The 21,047-nt window shown below is 71.1% G+C and carries 18 protein-coding genes and 1 other RNA gene; 5 read left to right on the top strand and 14 right to left on the bottom strand.

Going from position 1 to position 21,047, the window contains the following annotated elements:
* Nucleotides 1-65: 65 nt before the first annotated feature.
* The gene (locus BM028_RS14610) at nt 66-794 is read left to right on the top strand and encodes a DUF4191 family protein (RefSeq protein ID WP_092387440.1); all 729 of its coding nucleotides are present in this window, start codon (nt 66-68) and stop codon (nt 792-794) included.
* A 298-nt stretch (nt 795-1,092) separates the two neighbouring features.
* Here BM028_RS14610 and BM028_RS14615 read toward each other — a convergent pair whose 3' ends face one another.
* Nucleotides 1,093-1,560, bottom strand: coding sequence for an RDD family protein (locus BM028_RS14615; RefSeq protein WP_070418788.1), 468 nt, complete (start codon nt 1,558-1,560; stop codon nt 1,093-1,095).
* A gap of 141 nt (nt 1,561-1,701) precedes the next feature.
* On the opposite strand from BM028_RS14615, the gene glnA (BM028_RS14620) reads away from it, so the two are divergent.
* The gene (glnA, locus tag BM028_RS14620) at nt 1,702-3,126 is read left to right on the top strand and encodes a type I glutamate--ammonia ligase (protein WP_092387442.1); all 1,425 of its coding nucleotides are present in this window, start codon (nt 1,702-1,704) and stop codon (nt 3,124-3,126) included.
* Between the two features lie 266 nt (nt 3,127-3,392).
* Here the strand turns inward: glnA (BM028_RS14620) and BM028_RS14625 are convergent, their stop codons facing one another.
* The 6 genes from BM028_RS14625 to BM028_RS14650 all read right to left on the bottom strand — a co-directional run bounded on the left by BM028_RS14625 (nt 3,393) and on the right by BM028_RS14650 (nt 13,030).
* A complete protein-coding gene (locus BM028_RS14625) occupies nt 3,393-4,811 on the bottom strand; it encodes a UDP-glucose dehydrogenase family protein (RefSeq protein WP_070418786.1) in 1,419 nt (472 codons plus the stop codon).
* The gene (locus tag BM028_RS14630) at nt 4,808-6,376 is read right to left on the bottom strand and encodes a glycoside hydrolase family 26 protein (RefSeq protein WP_092387444.1); all 1,569 of its coding nucleotides are present in this window, start codon (nt 6,374-6,376) and stop codon (nt 4,808-4,810) included. The genes BM028_RS14625 and BM028_RS14630 overlap by 4 nt, the downstream gene beginning before the upstream one ends.
* Complete coding sequence (locus tag BM028_RS14635; RefSeq protein ID WP_070418784.1) at nt 6,369-7,967, bottom strand: glycosyltransferase family 2 protein; 1,599 nt, start codon at nt 7,965-7,967, stop codon at nt 6,369-6,371. The genes BM028_RS14630 and BM028_RS14635 overlap by 8 nt, the downstream gene beginning before the upstream one ends.
* A gap of 505 nt (nt 7,968-8,472) precedes the next feature.
* On the bottom strand, nt 8,473-11,445 hold the full coding sequence (locus tag BM028_RS14640) for a bifunctional [glutamine synthetase] adenylyltransferase/[glutamine synthetase]-adenylyl-L-tyrosine phosphorylase (protein ID WP_092387446.1): 2,973 nt from the start codon (nt 11,443-11,445) through the stop codon (nt 8,473-8,475).
* A 22-nt stretch (nt 11,446-11,467) separates the two neighbouring features.
* Nucleotides 11,468-12,805 carry a type I glutamate--ammonia ligase gene (glnA, locus tag BM028_RS14645; protein WP_070418782.1) on the bottom strand — a complete coding sequence of 446 codons (1,338 nt, stop codon included), beginning with the start codon at nt 12,803-12,805 and terminating at the stop codon, nt 11,468-11,470.
* 45 nt (nt 12,806-12,850) lie between these two features.
* On the bottom strand, nt 12,851-13,030 hold the full coding sequence (locus BM028_RS14650) for an SPOR domain-containing protein (protein ID WP_070418781.1): 180 nt from the start codon (nt 13,028-13,030) through the stop codon (nt 12,851-12,853).
* Nucleotides 13,031-13,298: 268 nt separating this feature from the next.
* Here BM028_RS14650 and map point away from each other — a divergent pair, with 268 nt between their 5' ends.
* From map to rnpB, 3 genes are all read left to right on the top strand, one after another.
* Complete coding sequence (gene map / locus BM028_RS14655) at nt 13,299-14,162, top strand: type I methionyl aminopeptidase (protein WP_071295240.1); 864 nt, start codon at nt 13,299-13,301, stop codon at nt 14,160-14,162.
* Between the two features lie 22 nt (nt 14,163-14,184).
* Complete coding sequence (ppgK, locus tag BM028_RS14660) at nt 14,185-14,934, top strand: polyphosphate--glucose phosphotransferase (RefSeq protein ID WP_070418779.1); 750 nt, start codon at nt 14,185-14,187, stop codon at nt 14,932-14,934.
* A 125-nt stretch (nt 14,935-15,059) separates the two neighbouring features.
* Nucleotides 15,060-15,420, top strand: an RNA gene (gene rnpB / locus BM028_RS14665) — RNase P RNA component class A.
* Between the two features lie 279 nt (nt 15,421-15,699).
* On the opposite strand, the gene BM028_RS14670 is transcribed toward rnpB, so the two are convergent.
* The 7 genes from BM028_RS14670 to BM028_RS14700 all read right to left on the bottom strand — a co-directional run bounded on the left by BM028_RS14670 (nt 15,700) and on the right by BM028_RS14700 (nt 21,009).
* The gene (locus BM028_RS14670) at nt 15,700-16,434 is read right to left on the bottom strand and encodes a zinc ribbon domain-containing protein (RefSeq protein WP_092387448.1); all 735 of its coding nucleotides are present in this window, start codon (nt 16,432-16,434) and stop codon (nt 15,700-15,702) included.
* A 2-nt stretch (nt 16,435-16,436) separates the two neighbouring features.
* Nucleotides 16,437-17,282, bottom strand: coding sequence for a Nif3-like dinuclear metal center hexameric protein (locus tag BM028_RS14675; protein WP_092387449.1), 846 nt, complete (start codon nt 17,280-17,282; stop codon nt 16,437-16,439).
* A gap of 104 nt (nt 17,283-17,386) precedes the next feature.
* Nucleotides 17,387-18,490 carry a hypothetical protein gene (locus BM028_RS14680; RefSeq protein WP_092387451.1) on the bottom strand — a complete coding sequence of 368 codons (1,104 nt, stop codon included), beginning with the start codon at nt 18,488-18,490 and terminating at the stop codon, nt 17,387-17,389.
* Nucleotides 18,491-18,596: 106 nt separating this feature from the next.
* A complete protein-coding gene (locus BM028_RS14685) occupies nt 18,597-19,160 on the bottom strand; it encodes an RBBP9/YdeN family alpha/beta hydrolase (RefSeq protein WP_092387453.1) in 564 nt (187 codons plus the stop codon).
* A 24-nt stretch (nt 19,161-19,184) separates the two neighbouring features.
* Nucleotides 19,185-20,144: an AraC family transcriptional regulator gene (locus BM028_RS14690; RefSeq protein WP_092387455.1), complete on the bottom strand. Its 960-nt coding sequence runs from the start codon at nt 20,142-20,144 to the stop codon at nt 19,185-19,187.
* A 116-nt stretch (nt 20,145-20,260) separates the two neighbouring features.
* Entirely contained in the window at nt 20,261-20,674 is a 414-nt protein-coding gene (locus BM028_RS14695) for an ATP-binding protein (RefSeq protein ID WP_070418773.1), read from the bottom strand.
* Nucleotides 20,671-21,009 (bottom strand): STAS domain-containing protein, encoded by a 339-nt coding sequence (locus tag BM028_RS14700; RefSeq protein WP_070418772.1) that lies wholly within the window; start codon nt 21,007-21,009, stop codon nt 20,671-20,673. The genes BM028_RS14695 and BM028_RS14700 overlap by 4 nt, the downstream gene beginning before the upstream one ends.
* Nucleotides 21,010-21,047 lie beyond the last annotated feature (38 nt).

Below are 21,047 nucleotides of genomic sequence, written 5' to 3' on the forward strand. Positions count from 1 at the left end.
GCTGTTCGCCCACAGCCAGAGCATCGACGGTCCTCGGAAGTCGGGACAGGCCGTATCCTGGTCGCATGGCACGCAGCAGTTCTCAAGGTACGACGGCGAAGGAGCCGGGTCGTCTCAAGCAGATGTACCAGGTCTTCACGATGACCCGTCGGGCGGACCCGAGCTCCGTCTGGTGGTTCGCCCTGGCGTTCGTCGTCCCGGTGGTGCTGGGCGTCCTGCTCGCCCTGCTGCTGCCCGGGCAGAACTGGCTCGCGATCATCCTCTGGATCGTGGCCGGCGTGCTGCTGGGTGTGCTGCTCTTCCTGATCGTCCTCGGTCGGCTGGCCGAACGTGCCGCCTACTCGCAGATCGAGGGGCAGCCCGGTGCCGTCGGTGCCGTGCTGTCGAACTCGCTCCGCCGTCAGTGGCGCTCGAGCGAGATGCCGGTCGCGGTGCACGGTCGTTCGCAGGCCGCTGTCTACCGGGCCGTCGGCACCCCGGGTGTCGTGCTCATCACCGAGGGCCAGCGCGGCAACCTCAACCGGCAGGTCGACGAGGAGCGCCGCAAGGTCCAGCGCATCGTCCCGAACGTCCCGGTGCACGTCGTGCACGTGGCCAGCGGCAAGGACGGCGACGGTGACGACTCCGTGACGCTGCACAGGCTCCCCCGAGCCATGAACAAGTTCAAGAAGGCGCTCAACCGCAACGAGGTCCTGGCAGTCGCGAACCGGCTCGACTCCCTCACGCAGAGCCCGGCCGCGGCGATCCCGAAGGGGATGGACCCGATGCGGGCCCGCGCGGGACGTCCGCGCTGACGGACTCCCCCACAGACGACGAACGCCCCCGACCGTGCCAGGTCGGGGGCGTTCTGCGTCGGCGGGGCGCGGGGCGGGGGCGCAGGTGCGGGGTGCGCGTCGCACCGTGCGAGGTCCGCGCTGCAGCGTGCGAGGTTCCGCGCACCGTGGGACGGCCGGTGGCTGCCACCGAGAACGGAACCTCGCACCGAGCGACACCGAGCGGCACCGAGCCGCCGGGAGCGGCCTCGCGCAGCCGGGAGCGGCCTCGCGAAGCCGGGAGCGGCCTCGCGAAGCCGCGGCCCCGGCCCCGGCAGCCTCAGCGCCGCACCAACACCGTCCCCGCGATCCGGTCGTGCGCCCCACGGCTGTCGCGGTCGATGATCAGCGCCGGCACGACCAGGCACAGCAGCACCGTCCGCACCACCGGCCGCCAGACCCCGACGTACCCGCCGCGCATCGGCACCACTCGGAGTCCGACGCACACGTGCCCGAACGACCCCGACAGCAGGCAGATGAACAGGATCTGCAGCACGGCGAAGATCGCGATCTGGATCCACGAGTGCGCGATGTCCCCCGAGCCGTTCACGGGCGACCACACGCCGGTCACGTACGCCACGAGGTCGGCCAGCGCACCGTCGATCAGCAGGGCCACGATCCGGCGGCCGATCCGCCCGACGCTGCGCGGCCCCTCTTCCGGCAGACCGAGGTCCTTGCCCGGCCAGCCGTCGGGATGCCCCGATCCCCCGGAGGACGACGCGGACGACGAACTGGTGCTGCGGGCCATGGTCCCAGCGTAGGCGAACGGGTCGACGTAACACGCACGAAACAATCCAGTCATGTCCGGGAAACTCGGTGTCAATAGCCTCGTCGGAGGGTGCCGAGATGGACCCTCCGACATCACCCAACCCATTGGAGATCGGCCCACATGTTCAGCGATTCCTCCGAGGTCCTGGCCTTCATCAAGGACACCGACGTCAAGTTCCTCGACATCCGGTTCACGGACCTGCCGGGTGTGCAGCAGCACTTCAACATCCCGGCCTCCACCGTCGACGAGGACTTCTTCTCGGTCGGCCAGCTCTTCGACGGCTCCTCGATCCGCGGCTTCGCGTCGATCCACGAGTCCGACATGCAGCTCATCCCCGACGTGACGACGGCGTACATCGACCAGTTCCGCGCCGAGCGCACGCTGATCATGATCTTCGACATCTACAACCCGCGGAACGGCGAGATCTACGGCCGTGACCCGCGCCAGGTCGCCAAGAAGGCGGAGAAGTACCTCGCGTCGACGGGCATCGCGGACACCGCGTTCTTCGCCCCCGAGGCCGAGTTCTACATCTTCGACGACGTCCGCTACTCGGTCACCCAGAACAAGTCGTTCTACTCGGTCGACTCCGAAGAGGGCGCCTGGAACACCGGTCGCGAGGAAGAGGGCGGCAACCTCGCCAACAAGACCCCCTACAAGGGCGGCTACTTCCCCGTGTCGCCGGTCGACAAGACGGCCGACCTCCGCGACGACATCACCCTCAAGCTGATCGAGGCGGGCTTCGAGCTCGAGCGCTCGCACCACGAGGTGGGCACCGGCGGCCAGCAGGAGATCAACTACAAGTTCGACACGATGGTCCACGCCGCGGACGACATCCTGAAGTTCAAGTACATCGTCAAGAACACCGCCGACCAGTGGGGCAAGGTCGCCACGTTCATGCCGAAGCCGCTCTTCGGTGACAACGGTTCGGGCATGCACACCCACCAGTCCCTCTGGAGCGACGGCAAGCCGCTGTTCTACGACGAGAACGGCTACGGCGGCCTGTCCGACCTCGCCCGCTGGTACATCGGTGGCATCCTCAAGCACGCCCCGGCGCTGCTCGCCTTCACGAACCCGTCGATCAACTCGTACCACCGTCTGGTGAAGGGCTTCGAGGCCCCGGTCAACCTGGTCTACTCGGCCGGCAACCGCTCCGCCGCGATCCGCATCCCGATCACGGGTACGAACCCCAAGGCCAAGCGCATCGAGTTCCGCGCGCCGGACGCCTCGGGCAACCCGTACCTCGCGTTCGCCGCGCAGCTGATGGCGGGCCTCGACGGCATCCAGAACCGCATCGAGCCGCACGAGCCGGTCGACAAGGACCTCTACGAGCTCCCGCCGGAAGAGGCGAAGGGCATCCCCCAGGTCCCCGGCTCCCTCGACGAGGCGCTCGACGCGCTCGAGGCGGACCACGAGTTCCTCACGAAGGGCAACGTCTTCACCGAGGACCTCATCCAGACCTGGATCGACTACAAGCGCGAGAACGAGATCCTCCCGCTCGCGCAGCGCCCGCACCCGTTCGAGTACGAGCTCTACTTCGGCGTCTGACGCACACCGCACCACGAACGCCCCCGCACCGGTCTCCGGTGCGGGGGCGTTCCGCTGTCTCGCCTGCGCGCCCGGCCGCCGGGTGGGAACGTGCCTGCCTGGAGGCGCGGCGCACGCCCGGCGGGCCGGCACCGCGCCTCCAGGCAGTCGCGTCCACTGCCGGAGCGACGGAACGTGCCGGACCGCACCGAACGCGCCAGGTCCGCCAGGCGCACGAGAACGGGGCCCGTGCCGCCCCGGCACAGACCCCGCTTCGCGTCCGGCGACTACCGCGCGGTGGCCACCGCGTCGTTCGTCCCCGCAGCGACGCTCACGGGTGCACCCGTGACCGGAGTGGGCCGTCCCAGGGAACGGACGGTCCAACCCGCCTTGACCCAGTCGGCGACCGGGAGGCAGTTGCGGGCGTCGATCACCGTGCGACGCCCCACGATCGAGGCGAGCGCCGCGGGGTCTGCGGCGATGACCTCGTCCCACTCGGTGAGGACGAGCACGACGTCGGCGTCCTCGATCGCACCCTCCATCGACGACGAGTAGGTGAGCGTCGGGAAGGAGCGGCGAGCGGTCTCCATCGCCTCCGGGTCCCACAGGGTGACCTGGGCGCCGCGGAGGTGCAGCGCAGCGGCGACGTTGAGCGCCGGCGAGTCGCGGACGTCGTCGGTGAGGGGCTTGAACGCCGCCCCGACGACGGCGACGCGACGGTTCAGCACGGAGCCGCCGAGCGCGTCGATCGTCATGTCGATGACGCGCTCGCGCTGCCCCATGTTGATCTCGTCGACCTGCTGCATGAGGCCGACGACACGACCGGCACCGAGCTCGTTCGCGCGGTGCATGAGCGCCCGGATGTCCTTCGGCAGGCAGCCACCGCCGAAGCCGAGGCCGGCGTTCAGGAACTTCCGGCCGATGCGGGCGTCGTGCCCGAGGGCGTCGGCGAGGGTGGACACGTCCGCGCCGGTGATCGCGCACATCTCGGAGATCGCGTTGATGAACGAGATCTTCGTGGCGAGGAACGCGTTCGCGCTGACCTTGACGAGCTCCGCCGTGGCGAGGTCGGTCGTGATGACCGGGGTGCCCTCGGCGATGGGTGCGGCGTAGACCTCGCGGATCACGGCGTCGGCCGACGCGGAGGCACCGCCCCAGACGAGCCGGTCCGGGTGCAGCGTGTCGTCGACGGCCTTGCCCTCGCGCAGGAACTCGGGGTTCCAGATGAGCTCGGCGTCGATGCCCGACGGGGTGAACTCGCGGACGATGCCGCGGAGCCGCTCGGCCGTGCCCACCGGGACCGTCGACTTGCCGACGATGAGGCCGGGGTGCGTCAGGTTCTCGGCGACACCGCGGGTGGCGTTCTCGACGTAGGTGAGGTTCGCGGCGTGCGACCCGGCGCGCTGCGGCGTCCCGACGCAGACGAAGTGGACGTCGGCCGCGGCCACGGCCTCGGGCAGCGACGCCGTGAAGCGGAGCTTGCCGCTGGCGACGTGCTTCGTGATGAGCTCCGGCAGGCCGGGCTCGTAGAACGGGACCTCGCCGGCCGACAGGGCCGCGAGCTTGGCGGGATCGACGTCCACGCCGATGGTCTCGAAGCCCATCTCGGCCATGGCGGCCGCGTGGGTGGCACCGAGGTAGCCGGTGCCGATGACGCTGATGACGGGTGCCGGACGGGAGTCTGCGGTCTTCTTCTGAGCGGTCACTGCTTGACCTCCTGCAGGTCGTAGTCGGTGTCGGTGCGCGAGATGCCGGCCACGAAGGCCTGGAGGCTGTCAGCGCGGGAGTTGAGTCGCCAGTCGTTCGTGGTGCGGACGCCGTCCACGACCGTGGTCGCGGTCTCGCTGAAGTACGAGAAGCCGATGACGTCGTCGTTGGCCGGTTCCGCGAGGCCGTCGAAGAGCGAGGTGATCCACTTCGCCTTCTGCCCGTTGGTCACGCTCGTCCCGGTCTCGGTCGCACCGATCTCACTGAGGAGGATCTTCTTGTCCGGTGCGATCTGGCGGAGCTGGGCGAGGGTCTTGCCGAACGTGTTGTCGAAGGTCGGCGACTCGGAGGCGGTGCGGTAGTACCCGCTCATCCCGACCCAGTCGACGTACTTCGACTCCGGGTAGTACTCACGCAGGTAGTCGAGCTGCATGTACTTGTCGTTGCCGAGCTTGTCGATGCGGCTCGGCGCCCAGTTCCAGATGACGTACTTGTTCGCGCCGCTGGCCTGGAAGACGTCGTGCACGTGCTGCCACATCGCCACGTAGGACCCGGCCGCGTTCTGCTGCGCCGTCCCCTCGGACCAGTTGTACCAAGAGCCGTTCATCTCGTGGTCGAGCCGGATGACCATCGGCTGCCCGTTCGCCGCGAGGGCCTTCGCGTACTTCGTGAGGTAGGCGTCGAACTTGCCCGAGACGATGTCCTCGTTCGTGTACCCGGGGACGTACTTCGCGTCGTTGCCCGTCTTGGCGGGTGCGGACTCCCAGGTCATGAGCGGCAGGCGGCCGTTCGCCCACGCGCGCTGGACGGCGGTGGCGTTGAAGTCCTGGTCGAAGCCCTGGAAGAAGCCGACCATGTTCGTGGCCTTGCCGACCTGCTGCGAGACCTCGTCGTACTCCGCCCAGTTGAAGGGCGACTGCGCGGTGTAGAGGCCGTACCAGCGAGCCGGCTGCGCCATGATCTGCGCCTTGGTGGGGACGGAGATCGGGGTCGTGCCGGGGTCCTTCGAGGGGCCGCCGTTCGGGTTCGTGACGCCGTGGTTGCCGGAGCCGGAACCGTTGCCGGAGCCACCGGAGCCACCGGAGCCGCTGCCCGAACCGGAGCCACCGGAGCCACTGCCGGAACCGGAGCCGCCGGACCCGCCGGAACCGTCGCCCGACCCTCCCGAACCCGACGCGCCGTCACCGGACCGCGCCCCGGCGGCCTTGGCGGCCCCGAGGTCCGACTGCAGCGACGCGATCTGCGCCTTGAGCTCGGCGATCTGGTCGGCACGCGAGCCGGACTGCGCGGTCGAGGAGTCGAGCTTGCCCTCGAGCGCCCAGATCTTCTCCTGGGCGGCCGTGAGCTTCGTCTGGAGCTCGGCCGCCGAGATCTTCTTCTTCGGCGGCGTCACACCGAGCGCCTGGTGGACCGCGGTGGACACCGAGCCCGCTGGGGACACCCAGACGTTCCAGGTGATGAGTCCGAGGACGAGGACGATGGCGGTGGTCCCGACCGCGGTGAGTCGTGCGTGCTTGCTGGACTGGGCCCACCAGGCACCTGAGGAGCGGATGAGGTCAGACAATGAGGAAGGCCTCCAGGGCGAAGATCGCGAAGCCGATGCAGTACGGGATCGCGGCGTACGGGTTGTACCGACGGACGCGTGCCGGGGCGGGGGCCGCCGCGGTCGCCGACTGCGACTGCGCTGCAGTGGCTGCCGAGCGGCGGGTCGCGAGCACCGTCGCGGTGGAGTTGGTGGTGGCGTCCGGGCCGAACAGGTCGTCGAACGCCCGGTCCACGGCGCGCTGGTCGTCGCCGTAGCCGGCTCCGCCGGCCGGGGCCGGGGCCGCCGCGTCGATCGGGCTCACCGGGGTCTGGGTGGCGACGGCCGAGGGCTGCACCGCGTCCGCGGGGTCCTCCTCCATCGGTCCACCGGCGTACGCACCGGCACGGGTCCCCCAGCCGGACGCGTGCGCCAGGCGGAAGAAGCCGATGAGCCGGATCGGCATGAGGAAGAACGTCGACACGATGATGAACATCGGCAGGCGGAAGAAGTCGCTCGGCTTCTCGGCGAGGTGCCGCATCTGCCGGATCGCCATGCTGAGCACCGACGAGACGACCATGAGGGCGGCGACGTAGACGAAGCCGGTCGAGAAGCCGTACTGCTGCAGGATCCCCTGGTAGAGGTTCTCGCCCTGCCCGGTGAAGGCGCGGTAGATCCAGCCGGCGATCACGCCGAAGAGCATGAACGGCAGGATGATGTCGGTGAGGAAGAACACCGCGAGGATCGGCGCGTGGCCGAGCATCCACGGGAGCATCCGGAGCGTGTTGTACTGCGAACCACGGGCCCAGCGGAGCTGCTGCTTGAACAGCTTCTTCACCTGCAGCGGAGCGTCCGTGTAGACCAGCGACGTGTACTGGTAGACGGTCCGGTACCCCTCCTTGAGCGTGAGGTTCGTCAGGGTCCGGTCGTCGGACACCTCGAGGAACACGCCCATGAACTTCTCGTGCATGAACCGATCCATGACGCGCACGAGGATGTCGCGGCGGAAGGCGATCGTGCGCCCGGGCAGGCAGCCGATCTGGCCGAGGACGCTCTGCGCGGGCATCGAGTACAGCGCGCGGGAGTTCTCCAGCCAGTCCGCCCAGCGGGTGATCCAGCTGCGGGTCGGCTCGAGGATGCGCTGGCGCGTCGTCACGCCACCGACCGAGGCGTCCGCGAACGGCTTGAGCAGCTCGTCGAGGGTGCCGGGCGTCCACACCGTGTCCGAGTCGACGAGCACGGTGATGTCGCCGTTGGACATCTCGGTGCCGACCTTGACGGCGTTGCGCTTGCCCGGGATGGGCGTGTGCGTCCAGCGGACGAGTGGGGCGAACTCGTCACAGACCGCTTCGAGGGCCTCGTTGCGGGCGCCGTTGATGACGACGATGATCTCGCCGGGACGCTGCTCGACCATGCGGCCGATGACGTCGCGGAAGAGGTCGAGCGGTTCGTCCACGACGGGGACGACGACGCTCGTGGTGCCGGTGTAGGTGCCGGTGTAGGGGCGGTAGCGGGCGGACAGGATGACCTTGAGCAGCCAGAGCAACCAGATCACCGCGGAGTACACGGCGAACAGGTAGAACTCGGGGTGCCCTTCGACCATCTGCCTGATCTGCAGAATGAAGGTGAACATCGATCCCTGCTTCAACGTTCGAGGTGGAGATTCCGCGTCGTTGGGGAATCAGGGCCGGTTCGGGTGACCCCATTGATGCAGAACCGTGACCCGGTGCGCAACGCGACCCCCGACCGGGGGCGTTACGGGCACGTTACGGGGTACACCACGGTCCCCCTCCGCGTGTGGTCATCGTGTCCGCACTGGTGCTGACAGCACTCCGGTGGACCGCGTTCACCCTGCCACTCACCCTGTACGGGTGGTAGACGGCCCAGGAGGCGCGGCTCGACCCCCAGCGAAAGCCCTGTTCAGGTCATGGTCGCCGGGCGCGCCGCGAGCAGCTCCGGCCGTCGCCTCGCGTCGACGTGGTCAGCAGGATCACATCCCGGTAACGGACGCCCGACCTCGACCTGCCGGGGTACAGGCAGATGTCGAACGGGGGACGCTGCACGTTACGGGGAATTCACTTCCGAGGACGTGTCAACTCGCTGCGAAACACGTCGGTCCGGGCGTGTCGCGACGGGCGTCAGGCGCCGTAGAACTCGCGCTCGAAGACCTGACGTGCCCGGCGGGTGACCCCGAGGTAGTCCTCCTCGAGCTCCGAGGCGGACCCCGGCGGGTACTCCATCAGGCGTGCGATGCCCTCGAGCTGCACCCGGTCGACGGGCAGCACGTCGGTGGTCTTGCCCGACCAGAGCACGAGCGCGCTCCGGGTCCGCGAGGCGAAGCGCCAGGCGGCACCGAGACGCTCGGCGTCGTCGGGGGCGACGAGTCCGGCGTCGCGGGCGGCGTCGAGCGCCTCGAGCGTGGACGTCGTCCGGAGGCCCGGGATCGTCAGCGCGTGCTGCAGCTGGAGGAGCTGAACGAACCACTCCACGTCGCTCAGGGAACCGCGGCCGAGCTTGAGGTGCCGGGCGGGGTCCGCACCGCGCGGGAGGCGTTCGGACTCGACGCGGGCCTTGATGCGCCGGACCTCGCGCACCTGCTGGTCGTCGATGTGCTCCGGGTAGCGCGTGCGGTCGGCGAGGTGCTCGAAGTCACGCAGGAGCTGCGCGTCCCCGACCGCCCCGCGGGCCCGGAGCAACGCCTGGGCCTCCCACGTGAGCGACCAGCGGGCGTAGTACGCGCCGTAGGAGTCGAGCGTGCGCACCACGGGGCCGTTCTTGCCCTCGGGGCGGAGGTCGATGTCGAGGTCGAGAGGGTGGATCGCGTCGTCGGTCAAGCGGGCGAGCTCCCGCACGATGGTCTGCGCCGCTCGCGAAGCCTGCTCCGACGGGACGTCCTCGGTCGCCCGGTACACGTAGAGGACGTCGGCGTCCGAGCCGAAGCCGAGCTCACGGCCGCCGTACCGCCCCATCGCGATGACGCCGAACTCCAGGCCTGCCGGGGCGTCCCGTCGCGCGAGCGTGAGGGCACCGGCCAGGGTCGACTCCGTGACGTCGCTCAACGCCGGGCCGAGGGCATCGACGTCGAGGTGTCCGAGGACGGCGGCCATGCCGAGTCGGAGCGTCTCACGCCGGCGGGCGGACCGGACCAGGGCGGCCGCGCCGTCCACGTCGTCCCCGTGCCGTGCCGTCGTCGCCGTGACCTCGGCGAGCAGCGACTCGATCGGCCGGGGGCGCAGCAGCGCCTCCGGTTCGTCGAGCCAGGCCACCGCCTCGGGGAAGCGTTCGAGCAGCCCGGACAGGAACGCCGACTCCGAGAGCACGGTGGTGAGCGAGTGCGCCGCGCCGGAGGAGTCCCGGAGCATGCGGAGGAACCAGCTCGACTCCCCCAGGGTGTCGCTCAGCCGGCGGAAGGCCAGGAGCGCCCGGTCCGGTGCCGGTCCCTCGGCCATCCAGCGCAGGAGCACCGGCAGGAGGTTCCGCTGGATCGCCGCCCGGCGGCTCGTGCCCTGCGTCAGGGCCCGGATGTGACCGAGTGCCCCGGAGGGGTCCGCGAAGCCGATCGCGCCGAGCCGGTCGACCGCCTGGACGCTGGTGAGCACGATGTCGCCGTCGCTCGCGGCCACCGCGGACAGGAGCGGTCGGTAGAACAGGCGCTCGTGCAGGCCGCGGACCTCGAGCTTCACGGCGCGCCACCGTGTCTCGAGCGCCGCAGCGGACCGTGCGAGACCGCTCGACCGGGCGAGCACCCGGAGCTCGTCCTCGTCGGAGGGCATGAGGTGGGTGCGCTGCAGGCGGCGGAGCTGGATGCGGTGCTCGAGCAGGCGGAGCAGGGCGTAGTCCGGACCGAAGCGGGCGGCCTCGGCACGGCCGACGTAGCCGGCGTCGGTGAGCGCGTCCATCGCCTCGAGCGTGGACCGGACCCGGACGGTCTCGTCGTCGCGGCCGTGCACGAGCTGCAGCAGCTGCACGGTGAACTCGACGTCGCGCAGACCGCCCGGCCCGAGCTTGAGCTGCCGGTCGACCTCGTCGTCGGGGATGTTGTCGGTGACCCGCTGCCGCATGCGCTGCACGGACTCGACGAACCCCGGTCGCTGCGCGGACGTCCACACGAAGCCGGCGACCGCGGTGGCGTAGCGCTCCCCGAGGTCGACCGAACCCGCGATCGGCCGCGCCTTGAGCAGGGCCTGGAACTCCCACTCCTTCGCCCAGCGCTCGTAGTACGCCACGTGGGAGTCGAGCGTCCGGACGAGTGCGCCGTCCTTGCCCTCCGGCCGGAGGTTCGCGTCGACCTCCCACAGCGCCGGTTCGGCCGCGAGGTCGGTGATGGCGTGCGTGGCCGCGATCGCCAGCCGCGTGGCGATGAGCACGGCGCGGTCGGTCCCCACGCCCGTGCCGGCCTCGTCGTCGCGGGTCGGCTCGGTGACGAAGATGACGTCGACGTCGCTGACGTAGTTGAGTTCGCGGGCGCCGGCCTTGCCCATCGCGATGACGGCGAGCGGCGTCGCCTCGACGTCGGCCGCGGGGAACGGGACCTCGCGCCGGGCGACGTCCACCGCGGCCTCGAGCGCGGCACCGGCGAGGTCGGCCAGCCCGGCCGCGACGGCGGGGAACGCCTCGGTCGGCGCGGCGTTCAGGACGTCGAACAGCGCGATCTGTGCCAGGTGCCGGCGGTAGCGCACCCGGAGCCGGAGCCGGGCGTCCTCGCCCGTGGCACCGTCGATCGCGGCGAGCAACGAGTCGGTGTACTCCTGCTGCGACCACGGCGCCGTCACGGGCGCCAGGAGCAGGTCGATCTCCGCCGGACGGCGGTGCAGGAATTCGCCGAGCCCGACCGACGCCCCGAGGAGTCGCACGAGCCGTTCGGTGGCGGCGTCGTCCGCGAGGACCGGACGCAGTTCGTCCGGCGCGCGCTCGAGCAGCCGCTCGAGCGCGCGGAGTGCGCCGTCGGGATCGGCCGTGGACTCCCACAGTGCCGGGGACCCGCTCACCGGCACCTGCAGGTCGGGGCCGAACCGCGCCTCCAGGTCGGCGATGCGTTCCAGGCTCTCCGACAGCTCCGCGAAGCCCAGGCGGGCCAACTCGGAACGCGACGTCGTCGTCCGACCGGTCATGTGGTGCGTGCCCCCGGTGCCGTCAGAGCGCGCCGAGGTTCGTGTCGAGCTCGAACGGCGTGACCTGGTCGCGGTAGGCCTTCCACTCCTGGCGCTTGTTCAGCAGCACGAAGTTGAAGACCTGCTCGCCGAGCGTCTCAGCCACGAGCTCCGAGTCCTCCATGAGGCTCAGCGCGTGGTCGAGGCTCGCCGGCAGCTGGCTGTACCCGAGGGCACGGCGCTCGGAGTCGGACAGGCTCCAGACGTTGTCCTCGGCCTCCGGCGGGAGCTCGTAGCCCTCGTCGATGCCCTTGAGCCCCGCGGCCAGCAGCAGCGAGTACGCGAGGTACGGGTTCGCCGCCGAGTCGATACCGCGGTACTCGATGCGGGCGGACTGGCCCTTGTTCGGCTTGTACAGCGGGACGCGCACGAGGGCCGAGCGGTTGTTGTGGCCCCAGGTCACGAACGACGGGGCCTCGTCACCGCCCCAGAGGCGCTTGTACGAGTTCACGAACTGGTTCGTGACCGCGGTGATCTCCGGCGCGTGCTTGAGGACACCGGCGATGAAGTGCTTCGCGGTGTCGGACAGCTGGTACTGACCGCCTGCCTCGTAGAAGGCGTTCTGGTCGCCCTCGAACAGCGACACGTGCGTGTGCATGCCCGAGCCCGGCTGGCCGGAGATCGGCTTCGGCATGAACGTCGCGTAGACACCCTGCTCGATCGCGACCTCCTTCACGACGGTGCGGAACGTCATGATGTTGTCCGCCATCGTCAGTGCGTCGGCGTAGCGGAGGTCGATCTCGTTCTGGCCGGGGCCGGCCTCGTGGTGGGAGAACTCCACCGAGATGCCGAGGTCCTCGAGCATCCGGACGGACCGGCGACGGAAGTCGTGCGCGCTGCCGCCGGGGACGTTGTCGAAGTAGCCGGCGCGATCGACGGGCTGCGGGCCGCCGTCCTTCCAGTCGCGGCTCTTCAGCAGGTAGAACTCGATCTCGGGGTGCGTGTAGAACGTGAAGCCGCGTTCGCTCGCCTTCGCCAGCGTGCGCTTGAGCACGTTGCGCGGGTCGGCCACGGCGGGCTGGCCGTCCGGCGTCGTGATGTCGCAGAACATCCGCGCGGTCGGGTCGATCTCGCCGCGCCACGGGAGGATCTGGAACGTCGACGGGTCCGGGTGGGCCAGGACGTCCGCCTCGTACGAGCGCGTGAGGCCCTCGATCGCGGAGCCGTCGAACCCGATGCCCTCGGCGAACGCGCCCTCGACCTCGGCCGGGGCGATCGCCACGGACTTCAGGGTCCCGATGACGTCCGTGAACCAGAGTCGGATGAACTTGATGCCCCGCTCCTCGATGGTGCGGAGCACGAAGTCCGTCTGCTTGTCCATTGACGCCCTTTCCGTGGTGCAGCTGGTCCAGCTGGGAGTCTCAGCCTATTGGTCTTCGTCGTCCCAACGCTCGTTGTTCGCCTTGATCCGGTCCAGGGCGTGTTGCGCTTCCTCACGCGAGGCGAACGGGCCGATCCGGTCGCGCTGCGGCGACTGCGGGCCCTGCTCGACGGCGTGCGTCTTCTCGTTGAACCACCACTGGGACTCGATGCGTTCGTCACTCATGCCGCCACCGTACCCAGGTGCGGCGGCGGCGGTGCGGCCGCGCCGCGCCCCGCGCGCTGGGTGACCGCCTGGAGGCGCGGCTGGCGTCCGTCGGGCCGGCACCGCGCCTCCAGGCCCTCGCGTCCGCACCCCGCGGCGAGGTTTCGCGCTGGGCGACAGTTCACGGGCCCCACGACGCGTGAGGTGTCGTTGAGCGCGTGAGGACGGAACCGTTCCCCGCGCACCGGTCGCGTCCGCGCGACACGCGGCCCCGGCTAGAGTGGTCCGCATGCCCCGGGACGAACACGGACACCTGACCGCCGGCCGCATCTCCCCGCTGCGGTCCGTCCCGAAGGAGATCGAGCGTCCGGAGTACGTCGGCAAGGCCGAGCCGCACGAGCACGGACTCGGCGACACGTACACCCCGGACGAGGTCGAGCGGATCCGGACCGCCGGGCGCATCGCCTCCCAGGCCATCGACGCCGTCGGCGCGGCGATCCGCCCCGGTGTCACGACGGACGAGCTCGACCGGATCGGCCACGAGTTCGTCGTCGCGCACGGCGCCTACCCCTCGACGCTCGGCTACCGCGGCTACCCGAAGTCGCTCTGCTCGAGCCTCAACGAGGTCATCTGCCACGGCATCCCCGACGACACCGTCCTGCAGGAGGGCGACCTCGTCAACATCGACATCACCGCCTACAAGGACGGGATGCACGGCGACACGAACCGCACCTTCATCGTCGGGCAGGCGTCGCAGGAGGTCGAGGACCTCGTGACCCGCACGCGACTCGCCCTCGAGCGCGGGATCAAGGCCGTCGCCCCGGGTCGGCAGGTGAACGTCATCGGCCGCGCCATCGAGGCGTACGCGAAGCGCTTCGGCTACGGCGTCGTCCGCGACTACACCGGCCACGGCGTCGGGCGGGCGTTCCACTCCGGGCTGATCATCCCCCACTACGACGCCCCGCGCTTCGACGACGTCATGGTGCCCGGCATGGTCTTCACGATCGAGCCGATGCTCACGCTCGGCGGCATCGACGCCGACATCTGGGCCGACGACTGGACCGTCTCCACCCGGGACAAGTCGTGGACCGCACAGTTCGAACACACCCTCGTCGTCACCGAGCGCGGCGCGGAACTCCTCACGGTCTCCTGACCTCCACACCGAAAGGCTCCTCATGACCTCCCTCGCAGTCGGCGTCGACATCGGCGGTACGGGCATCAAGGGCGCGATCGTCGACGTCTCCACCGGCGAACTCACCACCGACCGGATCAAGAAGGCCACGCCGGAGGGCGGGAAGCCGCACGACATCGTCGCCGTGGCCGCGTCCATCCTCGACGAGCTCGCTCCGGCGTCGGACGTGCCCGTCGGGGTCTGCTTCCCGGCGATCGTCCGCGACGGCAAGACCATGTCCGCGGCGAACGTCTCGAAGAAGTGGATCGGTTTCGAGGCCGAGGCGCTCTTCGAGAAGGAGCTCGGCCGCTCCATCCACTTCGTCAACGACGCCGACGCCGCCGGGTTCGCCGAGCAGCAGTTCGGTGCGGCGAAGGGCAAGGACGGCCTGGTCGTCGTCACGACGCTCGGCACCGGCATCGGCACGGCGCTCATCAACGACGGCGTGCTCATCGTGAACTCGGAGCTCGGGCACCTCGAGATCGACGGGCACGACGCCGAGTCCCGCGCCTCGTTCGCCGCGAAGGAGCGCGACGACCTGTCGTGGAAGCACTGGGCGAAGCGGCTGCAGAAGTACTACTCCACGCTCGAGGCCCTGCTCTCCCCGGAGCTCTTCGTCGTCGGCGGCGGGGTGTCGAAGCAGTACGAGGAGTTCCTGCCGCTGCTCGACCTGCAGGCGGACATCATCCCGGCGACGCTCCGGAACAACGCGGGCATCATCGGCGCCGCGACCCTGGCCGCGCGGAGCGCCTGACGCGCCGACGCGCCGTCGTCGCGGATCGAACCACGAATCCGACATCGAACCGCCCCACGCCGCTGGTTCGATGTCGGTTCCGTGGTTCGACGTGGCCCCGTGCCCGGTAGACTCGTGCTCGCGAATGGGTCGGTGAGACGGTCGCGTCACTCCCCCGGGAGTGCCGAGGAACGTCCGGGCTCCACAGAGCAGGGCGGTGGGTAACACCCACCCGGAGCAATCCGCGAGACAGTGCCACAGAAAGCAGACCGCCGGCGGCGACGTCGGTAAGGGTGAAACGGTGGTGTAAGAGACCACCAGGGGTCCGGGTGACCGGATCCGCTCGGTAAACCTCGCCCGGAGCAAGGTCAGACAGAGGACGCTGAGGCTGCTCGCCGAGTCCTCGGGTAGACCGCTGGAGGCCGACGGCAACGTCGGTCCGAGAGAGATGGCCGTCACCGCCGCGCGAGCGGCGGGACAGAACCCGGCGTACGGCCGGCCCATTCGCACCCCACGCCCCCGCGTGCCGCGGGCGCTGACCGCGGCACTGTGCGCGGGCGTACGGTGCGCGGAGCGCGAACCCGTGCCGGGTTGCACACTCGGTGCGCCGCTTCAGCGCGCCACGGCGTGGCCAACACCGCACCAGGTCGTGTGCGCCGCACCGTGCGCCGGGCCCGCACCGGGTCGCGCGGTGCGGCCGGCCCGCCCCCGCCAGCGCACGCACGCGACGGACGGGAGGCGCGGTGCCAGCCGGCACCGCGCCTCCCGTTCGTCGTCAGGTCGCGCCTAGAGCCCGGACTCCGCCGTCCGCACCAGGATCGCGTCGCTGTCGGGGCAGAGCACGACGTCGTCGGGCGCTGCCCGCCGGATGGTCTGCAGGTCGGAGTTCGTGAGCGTCACGCCGGACGCCGTGGACACCCCGCCCTGCAGCAGCGAGGCACCGAACCCGTACCGCGCCCGCTGCCGGTCGTACAGCGCGAGGAGGTCCGCCGGCACCTTCGCGACGACGGCGGCACGGCTCTGCGTGGCCGATTCGCGGTCGGACTCGAGCCGGGCGATCTCGGCGTCGCGCTCGGCCACGAGCCCGGCACGCGCGGCCTCGACGTCGGCGAGCTGCGCCTCGATGTCGCCGACGCGGGCGCGGAAGCCGTCGAGGTTCTCCATGACCTCGAGTTCGGCCGTCTCGAGGTCCCCGATGCGGCGCTGCAGCGACTCGAGCTCGCTCTGGAGACCAGCGGCGTCCTTCGCGCTGGACACGTTCTGGAGCATCGTGGTGTCACGCTCCACACGGGCCTGCGCCGTGGCGGTGTCGGACTCGAGGCGGGCGAGTTCGCGCTCGGCGTCCTCGACCTCGCCGGTGGCCGCCGCGAGCTGGGCGCGCAGCCCCGCTGCCGTGGTGCCGAGCTCGGTGAGCCGGTCCCCCTTCTGCAGCGACGTGATGCGGTGCGCGATCCGGGTGACGTCGTTGTCGAGACGCTGGACGTCGAGGAGGATGACCTGGTCCTCGGGTGCTGCCTTCATGGTCAGACTCCTTGTGTGTCGGTGGTGGGTTCGGCGGCCGGCAGGACGGCGAAGTCCCACGGGTCGGTGCGGAGGTCGCTCACGGTGACGCGGACCCCCGCGGCGCGGCGGAGTTGCTCGGCGGCGACGTCGAGCCAGAGCCACTCGGTGGCCCAGTGCGAGGTGTCGATGAGGGCGGGCCCGCCGACGAGCATCGCCTGCTCGCGGAACTCGGACGCCGGGTGGTGCCGGAGGTCGCTCGTGACGTAGACGTCGGCGCCGAGCACGTCGGGGTGCCCGAGGTACGCGTCACCGGCGCCGGCGCAGAGCGCGACGGAGCGGACGGGCCGGTCGAACTCCCCCGAGACCCGGACGCCGGTCGCGGTGCCGGGCAGGAGGTCCACCAGCGCCCGGGCGAGCGCGCCGAGCGTGGTCGGTTCGGCGAGCACCCCGACGCGGCCGACGCCCGTCGACGGGTCCGCACCGGGCTCGAGCGGGCGCTGGTCGGTCAGGCCGAGCCGGTCGGCGAGCACGGCCGAGGTGCCCGTCGTCACGACGTCCGCGTTGGTGTGCGCGGCGACGAGGGCTGCCCCGCCGCGCACCAGGGTGGCGAGCACGCTGCCCTTGTAGGTCGACTCGGCGATCGTGGTGACGCCGCGGAGCAGCAGCGGGTGGTGGGTGAGCAGCAGGTCAGCGCCGAGCTCGACCGTCTCGCTGGCGGTGGCCGGGACGGCGTCGACTGCGAGGAGCACGTGCTCGACCGTCTGGTCGGGGTCCCCCGCCACGAGCCCGACGGAGTCCCAGGACTCGGCGCCGGCGGCGGGCCACAGGTCTTCGATCACGGCCTGGAGTTCGCGGAGCGTCGGCATCCCGTCAGTCTACCGAGCCACCCGGGTCGGTCCGGGCGCCCTGTGGACGACCACGGGACCGAGCAGCACTGTGGACAACGGGCGACGCGGGGCTGCCCGGTGGATCAGCGGCGACCGAACGCGCGCATGACGACGGCGACGAAACGCGTCCACCACCCGGCGGAGGCACGGTCCTCGGACGCGACGTCGGCTGCGTGGGCAGGGTGCCCGGCGGGCGTGTGCGCGGCGTTCTCGGCGGCGGCGGTCCCGGCGGTCGTCGGGACGACGGCCTCCGGGAGCACGACGGGCGTGCTCGCCGTCGCGCCGGAGTGCGCCGTCAGCGCGGCGGCGAACGCGGCACGGTCGATCACGGTCGGCCCGGTCGCGGGCTGGACCAACGGCGTGGGTCGCGTGTTCGCGGACACCGGTGAGACGACCGGGAGGGACAGCACCGGACGAGCAGGCTCGTCGCGTCCCGGCGTGGTCGCCTCGGGGGCGTTGATCGCGTCCACGACCTCGGTCGCGTCCACGAGTGCGGGAGCCGGTGCGGAGCCCGTCGGGGTGACGACCGCGGTGACGACGGCGGTGACGACGGCGGGTGCCGGGACGGCGGCCGACGCAGGCACGCCGGCGACCGGCACGCTGCCCGTCGCCGCACGCCGCGCCGCGGCACGGTCACGACGATCGGCCTCGAGCGCGGCATCGGCCAGCAGGTCCGCGAAGACGGAGTGGGCGAACGCCCGAGCGGCTTCGACCTCGGGGTCGCGCTGTTCGGCGACGGTGGCCTCCCACGCGGCGAGGCGGGCGAGGTCCTCGTCACGACGACGGACCTCGTCCTCGAGGATCACGATGCGCTCGATCGTGGTGCGCCCGCTGGCCGAGGACACCTCGACGGCGAGGTCCTCGATGCGGAGGGCGAGGCGCTCCGGCGGTTCGGGGAAGGACGGCGCGCAGACCGCGGCGTGCCGAGCACGGTCGCGGGGGCGACGGAAGGCGGAGTCGTCGGCCGGCACACCGGCGTCGACGACGGCCGCGGCGCCGCTGGTCGTGGCGGGCTCGACGGGGGCGTCCGACGCTGCGTCCGGACGCTGCACGGGCCCGGTGACCGGCGGGACCACGAGGTCCGACAGGTACGGGGCGCGCGTCGCCGGGGCGTCACGGAGCCACTCCTCGAGCTCGCGACCGAACGGGTCGACGAGGGGGGTGCGTGCACCGGACTGCGTTTCCATGATCGAAGGATAAATATCGCAACGCTCATCTCGGCGGACATCCCCGGTGTGTCGCCGGAGTCCCTGCCATATCGCCTCGAAGGTGAACGGCGTGTCGCGGACGGTGTCAGAGCGTGCGCTCGAGGTCGTCCACGAGTGCACGGCCGGTCGGCCAGGCACCGACCCCGCTGGCGACGTTCACGTGGCCGAGCGCGCCGACCCGGACGACTCCGGCACCGAGGACGTCCGCGAAGGCCACGGCCCGGTCGAGCGTGCAGTACGGGTCGTCGTCGCTGACCACCAGACGCGTCGGGACCGCAGGGGCCGCCTGGGCCACCGGCTCGACGAACCCGGCCGCTGCGGCGGGGAACCCCGGCGCGAGCGGGTCCGGCGGCGCCACGAGGAAGGCACCCGCGACCGCGGCGCGCCCCCGCTGCCCGAGCCACGCGGCGACGGCGAGGACGCCCAGGCTGTGCGCGATGAGCACCGGCGGTTCGTCGACGGCGGCCACGGCGCTGGTGATCGCGCGGGACCAGTCGTCCGGGTCGGGCTCGCTCCACGACGCCGGTGCGATCCGGACGACCGCGCCCGGGTCGTCGGCCGACCGGTCGTCCTGCCACAGCGACTGCCAGTGGTCGGGGTCGGAGTTCCAGATCCCGGGGACGATCACCCACGGTCGAGGTCTGCGCACCCTCGAAGCGTAGTGGGGGTCGGATCAGCCGTGCAGCGTGTCGCGCGGGTACTCGCCGAACCGGGCGGCGTACGCCCCGGAGAACCGTCCGAGGTGGGCGAAACCCCACCGCACGGCGATCGCGGCGACCGTGACGTCACCGGGCGACGAGCGGCGGAGTTCCTCGCGGACGCGGTCGAGCCGGATGCCGCGCAGCATCGCGTTGGGCGCCGTTCCGACCTGCCGCTGGAACGCCTGCTGGAGCCCGCGCACGCTGAGCCCGACGTGCTCGGCGACGTCGGTCGTGCTGATCGGGGTGTGGGCGAACGCGTGCATGTACTCGACGGCCTCGCGGACCCGGCCGGTGGCGCCCTGCGGCAGGGTGATGTCCGGCGCGAGCACGGTGTGCGGGAAGGTGCGGAGGAGCGCGAGGGCGGTGTCCCGGGCGGTCTCCGCGAGGACCAGCTGCGACACCGGTGCCTCGCCGAGCACGGTCTCGGCGGCCCGGCGGACCTGGGCGTTCCACCCGCGGAGGTCCTCGCGCCGCGGCGGCTGGGTGTGGTCGAACACGAGCGGGGCCGGCTGCGTGCCGTGCTCCTCGGCCGCCACGCCCTCGAGGAACGTGCGATCGAACTGGACCAGGCTCTGCCGGAGGTCCTGCAGGTCGAAGGCGAACGGTCGACCGGTCGGGAACATCATCGGCGTGCCGGGCGTGAAGGCGACCTCCTGCCGCCCGACGTCGACGGTGCCCCCACCGTCGGCGAGCCACATCACGACGTACTCGTCGCCGGACTCGAGCTCGCCCTGCATCCGGGCGTCGAACCGGGTGGAGCGGAAGGACATCGTCTCGTCGCCCGTGACCCGGAAGCGGTAGCCGAACGGGCGTTCCGTGCGCTCCGCCTGGAAGCCCACGCTCTCGTACGCGTCCTCGTACATCTGGATCGCCGCCTCGAGGTCGGCCCCGGACGTCTCGAAGCTGATCCTGGGGTCGGGCTCGACGTTCATCGACTGGATCGTGACACGGCGGCACGGAACCCACCGGATGTATGCGCACGCATTGCGGATACCGGCCCACGGGCTGCGCGAAGCGGACGAACCGGTCCGTCAGACACGAGCGGCACTCAGTGGCGCCCGCGCCGGACCGTCCACAGGTTCCGGTCCGCGACCCGTTCGTAGCGAAGGTCGTCGACCACCATCTGCACGAGCGCCAGGCCCCGCCCGCTCTCGGCCAGCGCGTCGGGCAGCTGCGCGGCGGACGGGTCGACCGGCACCGGCACACCGTCGTCGGTCAGCTGCGCCTCGACCGCGTCGGACCCGACGTCGAGGTGGAGCGAGCACGAGACGCCGCGACCGGCCGCCCCGTGCTCGATCACGTTCGAGGTGAGTTCGACGAGCGCGAGCTCGAGGGCCATGCGGTCCTCGGCCGAGACGGTGGGCTCGGTGTCCCACACCGTCGCGAGGAACGCGTGCACCGCCGTGACGTCGTCCGGCGGGCACGCCAGGTCGAGGCTGTGCCCACCCACCGCGGCGTTCATGCCCAGTCGGTCACCGCGGCGTCCCCGTCCGGGTACGTGCGGAGGATCTTGTCCATGTTGGAGAGCTTCAGCACCATCTCGACCTGGTCGGACGGCGCCGCGATGCGGAGGTCCCCGCCGGCCTGTCGCGCGGCCTTGAGCGACCCGACGAGCGCGCCGAGACCGGAGGAGTCCATGAACTCCACACCGGACAGCTCGACGACCACGCGGGGCCGTCCGTCGCCGACGACCTTCGCGACGGTCTCGCGGAACGTCGGGGCCGACACCATGTTGAGTCGGCCGCTGCACTCGAGCACGGCGGCGCCGGCGTCCGCTTCGTGTACGACGATGTCCATGTCGGTGCCTCCTGGGATCGGTGCGGGGTGCACCCTGC

The organism is Curtobacterium sp. YR515, assembly GCF_900113095.1.
Lineage (GTDB): Bacteria > Actinomycetota > Actinomycetes > Actinomycetales > Microbacteriaceae > Curtobacterium.

Bases quoted from the DNA above. Each gene is read 5' to 3' on its own strand.
- BM028_RS14610 (WP_092387440.1), top strand. From the start codon at position 66: ATGGCACGCAGCAGTTCTCAAGGTACGACGGCGAAGGAGCCGGGTCGT.
- BM028_RS14615 (WP_070418788.1), bottom strand. From the start codon at position 1,560: ATGGCCCGCAGCACCAGTTCGTCGTCCGCGTCGTCCTCCGGGGGATCG.
- glnA (WP_092387442.1), top strand. From the start codon at position 1,702: ATGTTCAGCGATTCCTCCGAGGTCCTGGCCTTCATCAAGGACACCGAC.
- BM028_RS14635 (WP_070418784.1), bottom strand. From the start codon at position 7,967: ATGTTCACCTTCATTCTGCAGATCAGGCAGATGGTCGAAGGGCACCCC.
- BM028_RS14640 (WP_092387446.1), bottom strand. From the start codon at position 11,445: ATGACCGGTCGGACGACGACGTCGCGTTCCGAGTTGGCCCGCCTGGGC.
- glnA (WP_070418782.1), bottom strand. From the start codon at position 12,805: ATGGACAAGCAGACGGACTTCGTGCTCCGCACCATCGAGGAGCGGGGC.
- BM028_RS14650 (WP_070418781.1), bottom strand. From the start codon at position 13,030: ATGAGTGACGAACGCATCGAGTCCCAGTGGTGGTTCAACGAGAAGACG.
- map (WP_071295240.1), top strand. From the start codon at position 13,299: ATGCCCCGGGACGAACACGGACACCTGACCGCCGGCCGCATCTCCCCG.
- ppgK (WP_070418779.1), top strand. From the start codon at position 14,185: ATGACCTCCCTCGCAGTCGGCGTCGACATCGGCGGTACGGGCATCAAG.
- BM028_RS14670 (WP_092387448.1), bottom strand. From the start codon at position 16,434: ATGAAGGCAGCACCCGAGGACCAGGTCATCCTCCTCGACGTCCAGCGT.
- BM028_RS14675 (WP_092387449.1), bottom strand. From the start codon at position 17,282: ATGCCGACGCTCCGCGAACTCCAGGCCGTGATCGAAGACCTGTGGCCC.
- BM028_RS14680 (WP_092387451.1), bottom strand. From the start codon at position 18,490: ATGGAAACGCAGTCCGGTGCACGCACCCCCCTCGTCGACCCGTTCGGT.
- BM028_RS14690 (WP_092387455.1), bottom strand. From the start codon at position 20,144: ATGAACGTCGAGCCCGACCCCAGGATCAGCTTCGAGACGTCCGGGGCC.
- BM028_RS14695 (WP_070418773.1), bottom strand. From the start codon at position 20,674: ATGAACGCCGCGGTGGGTGGGCACAGCCTCGACCTGGCGTGCCCGCCG.
- BM028_RS14700 (WP_070418772.1), bottom strand. From the start codon at position 21,009: ATGGACATCGTCGTACACGAAGCGGACGCCGGCGCCGCCGTGCTCGAG.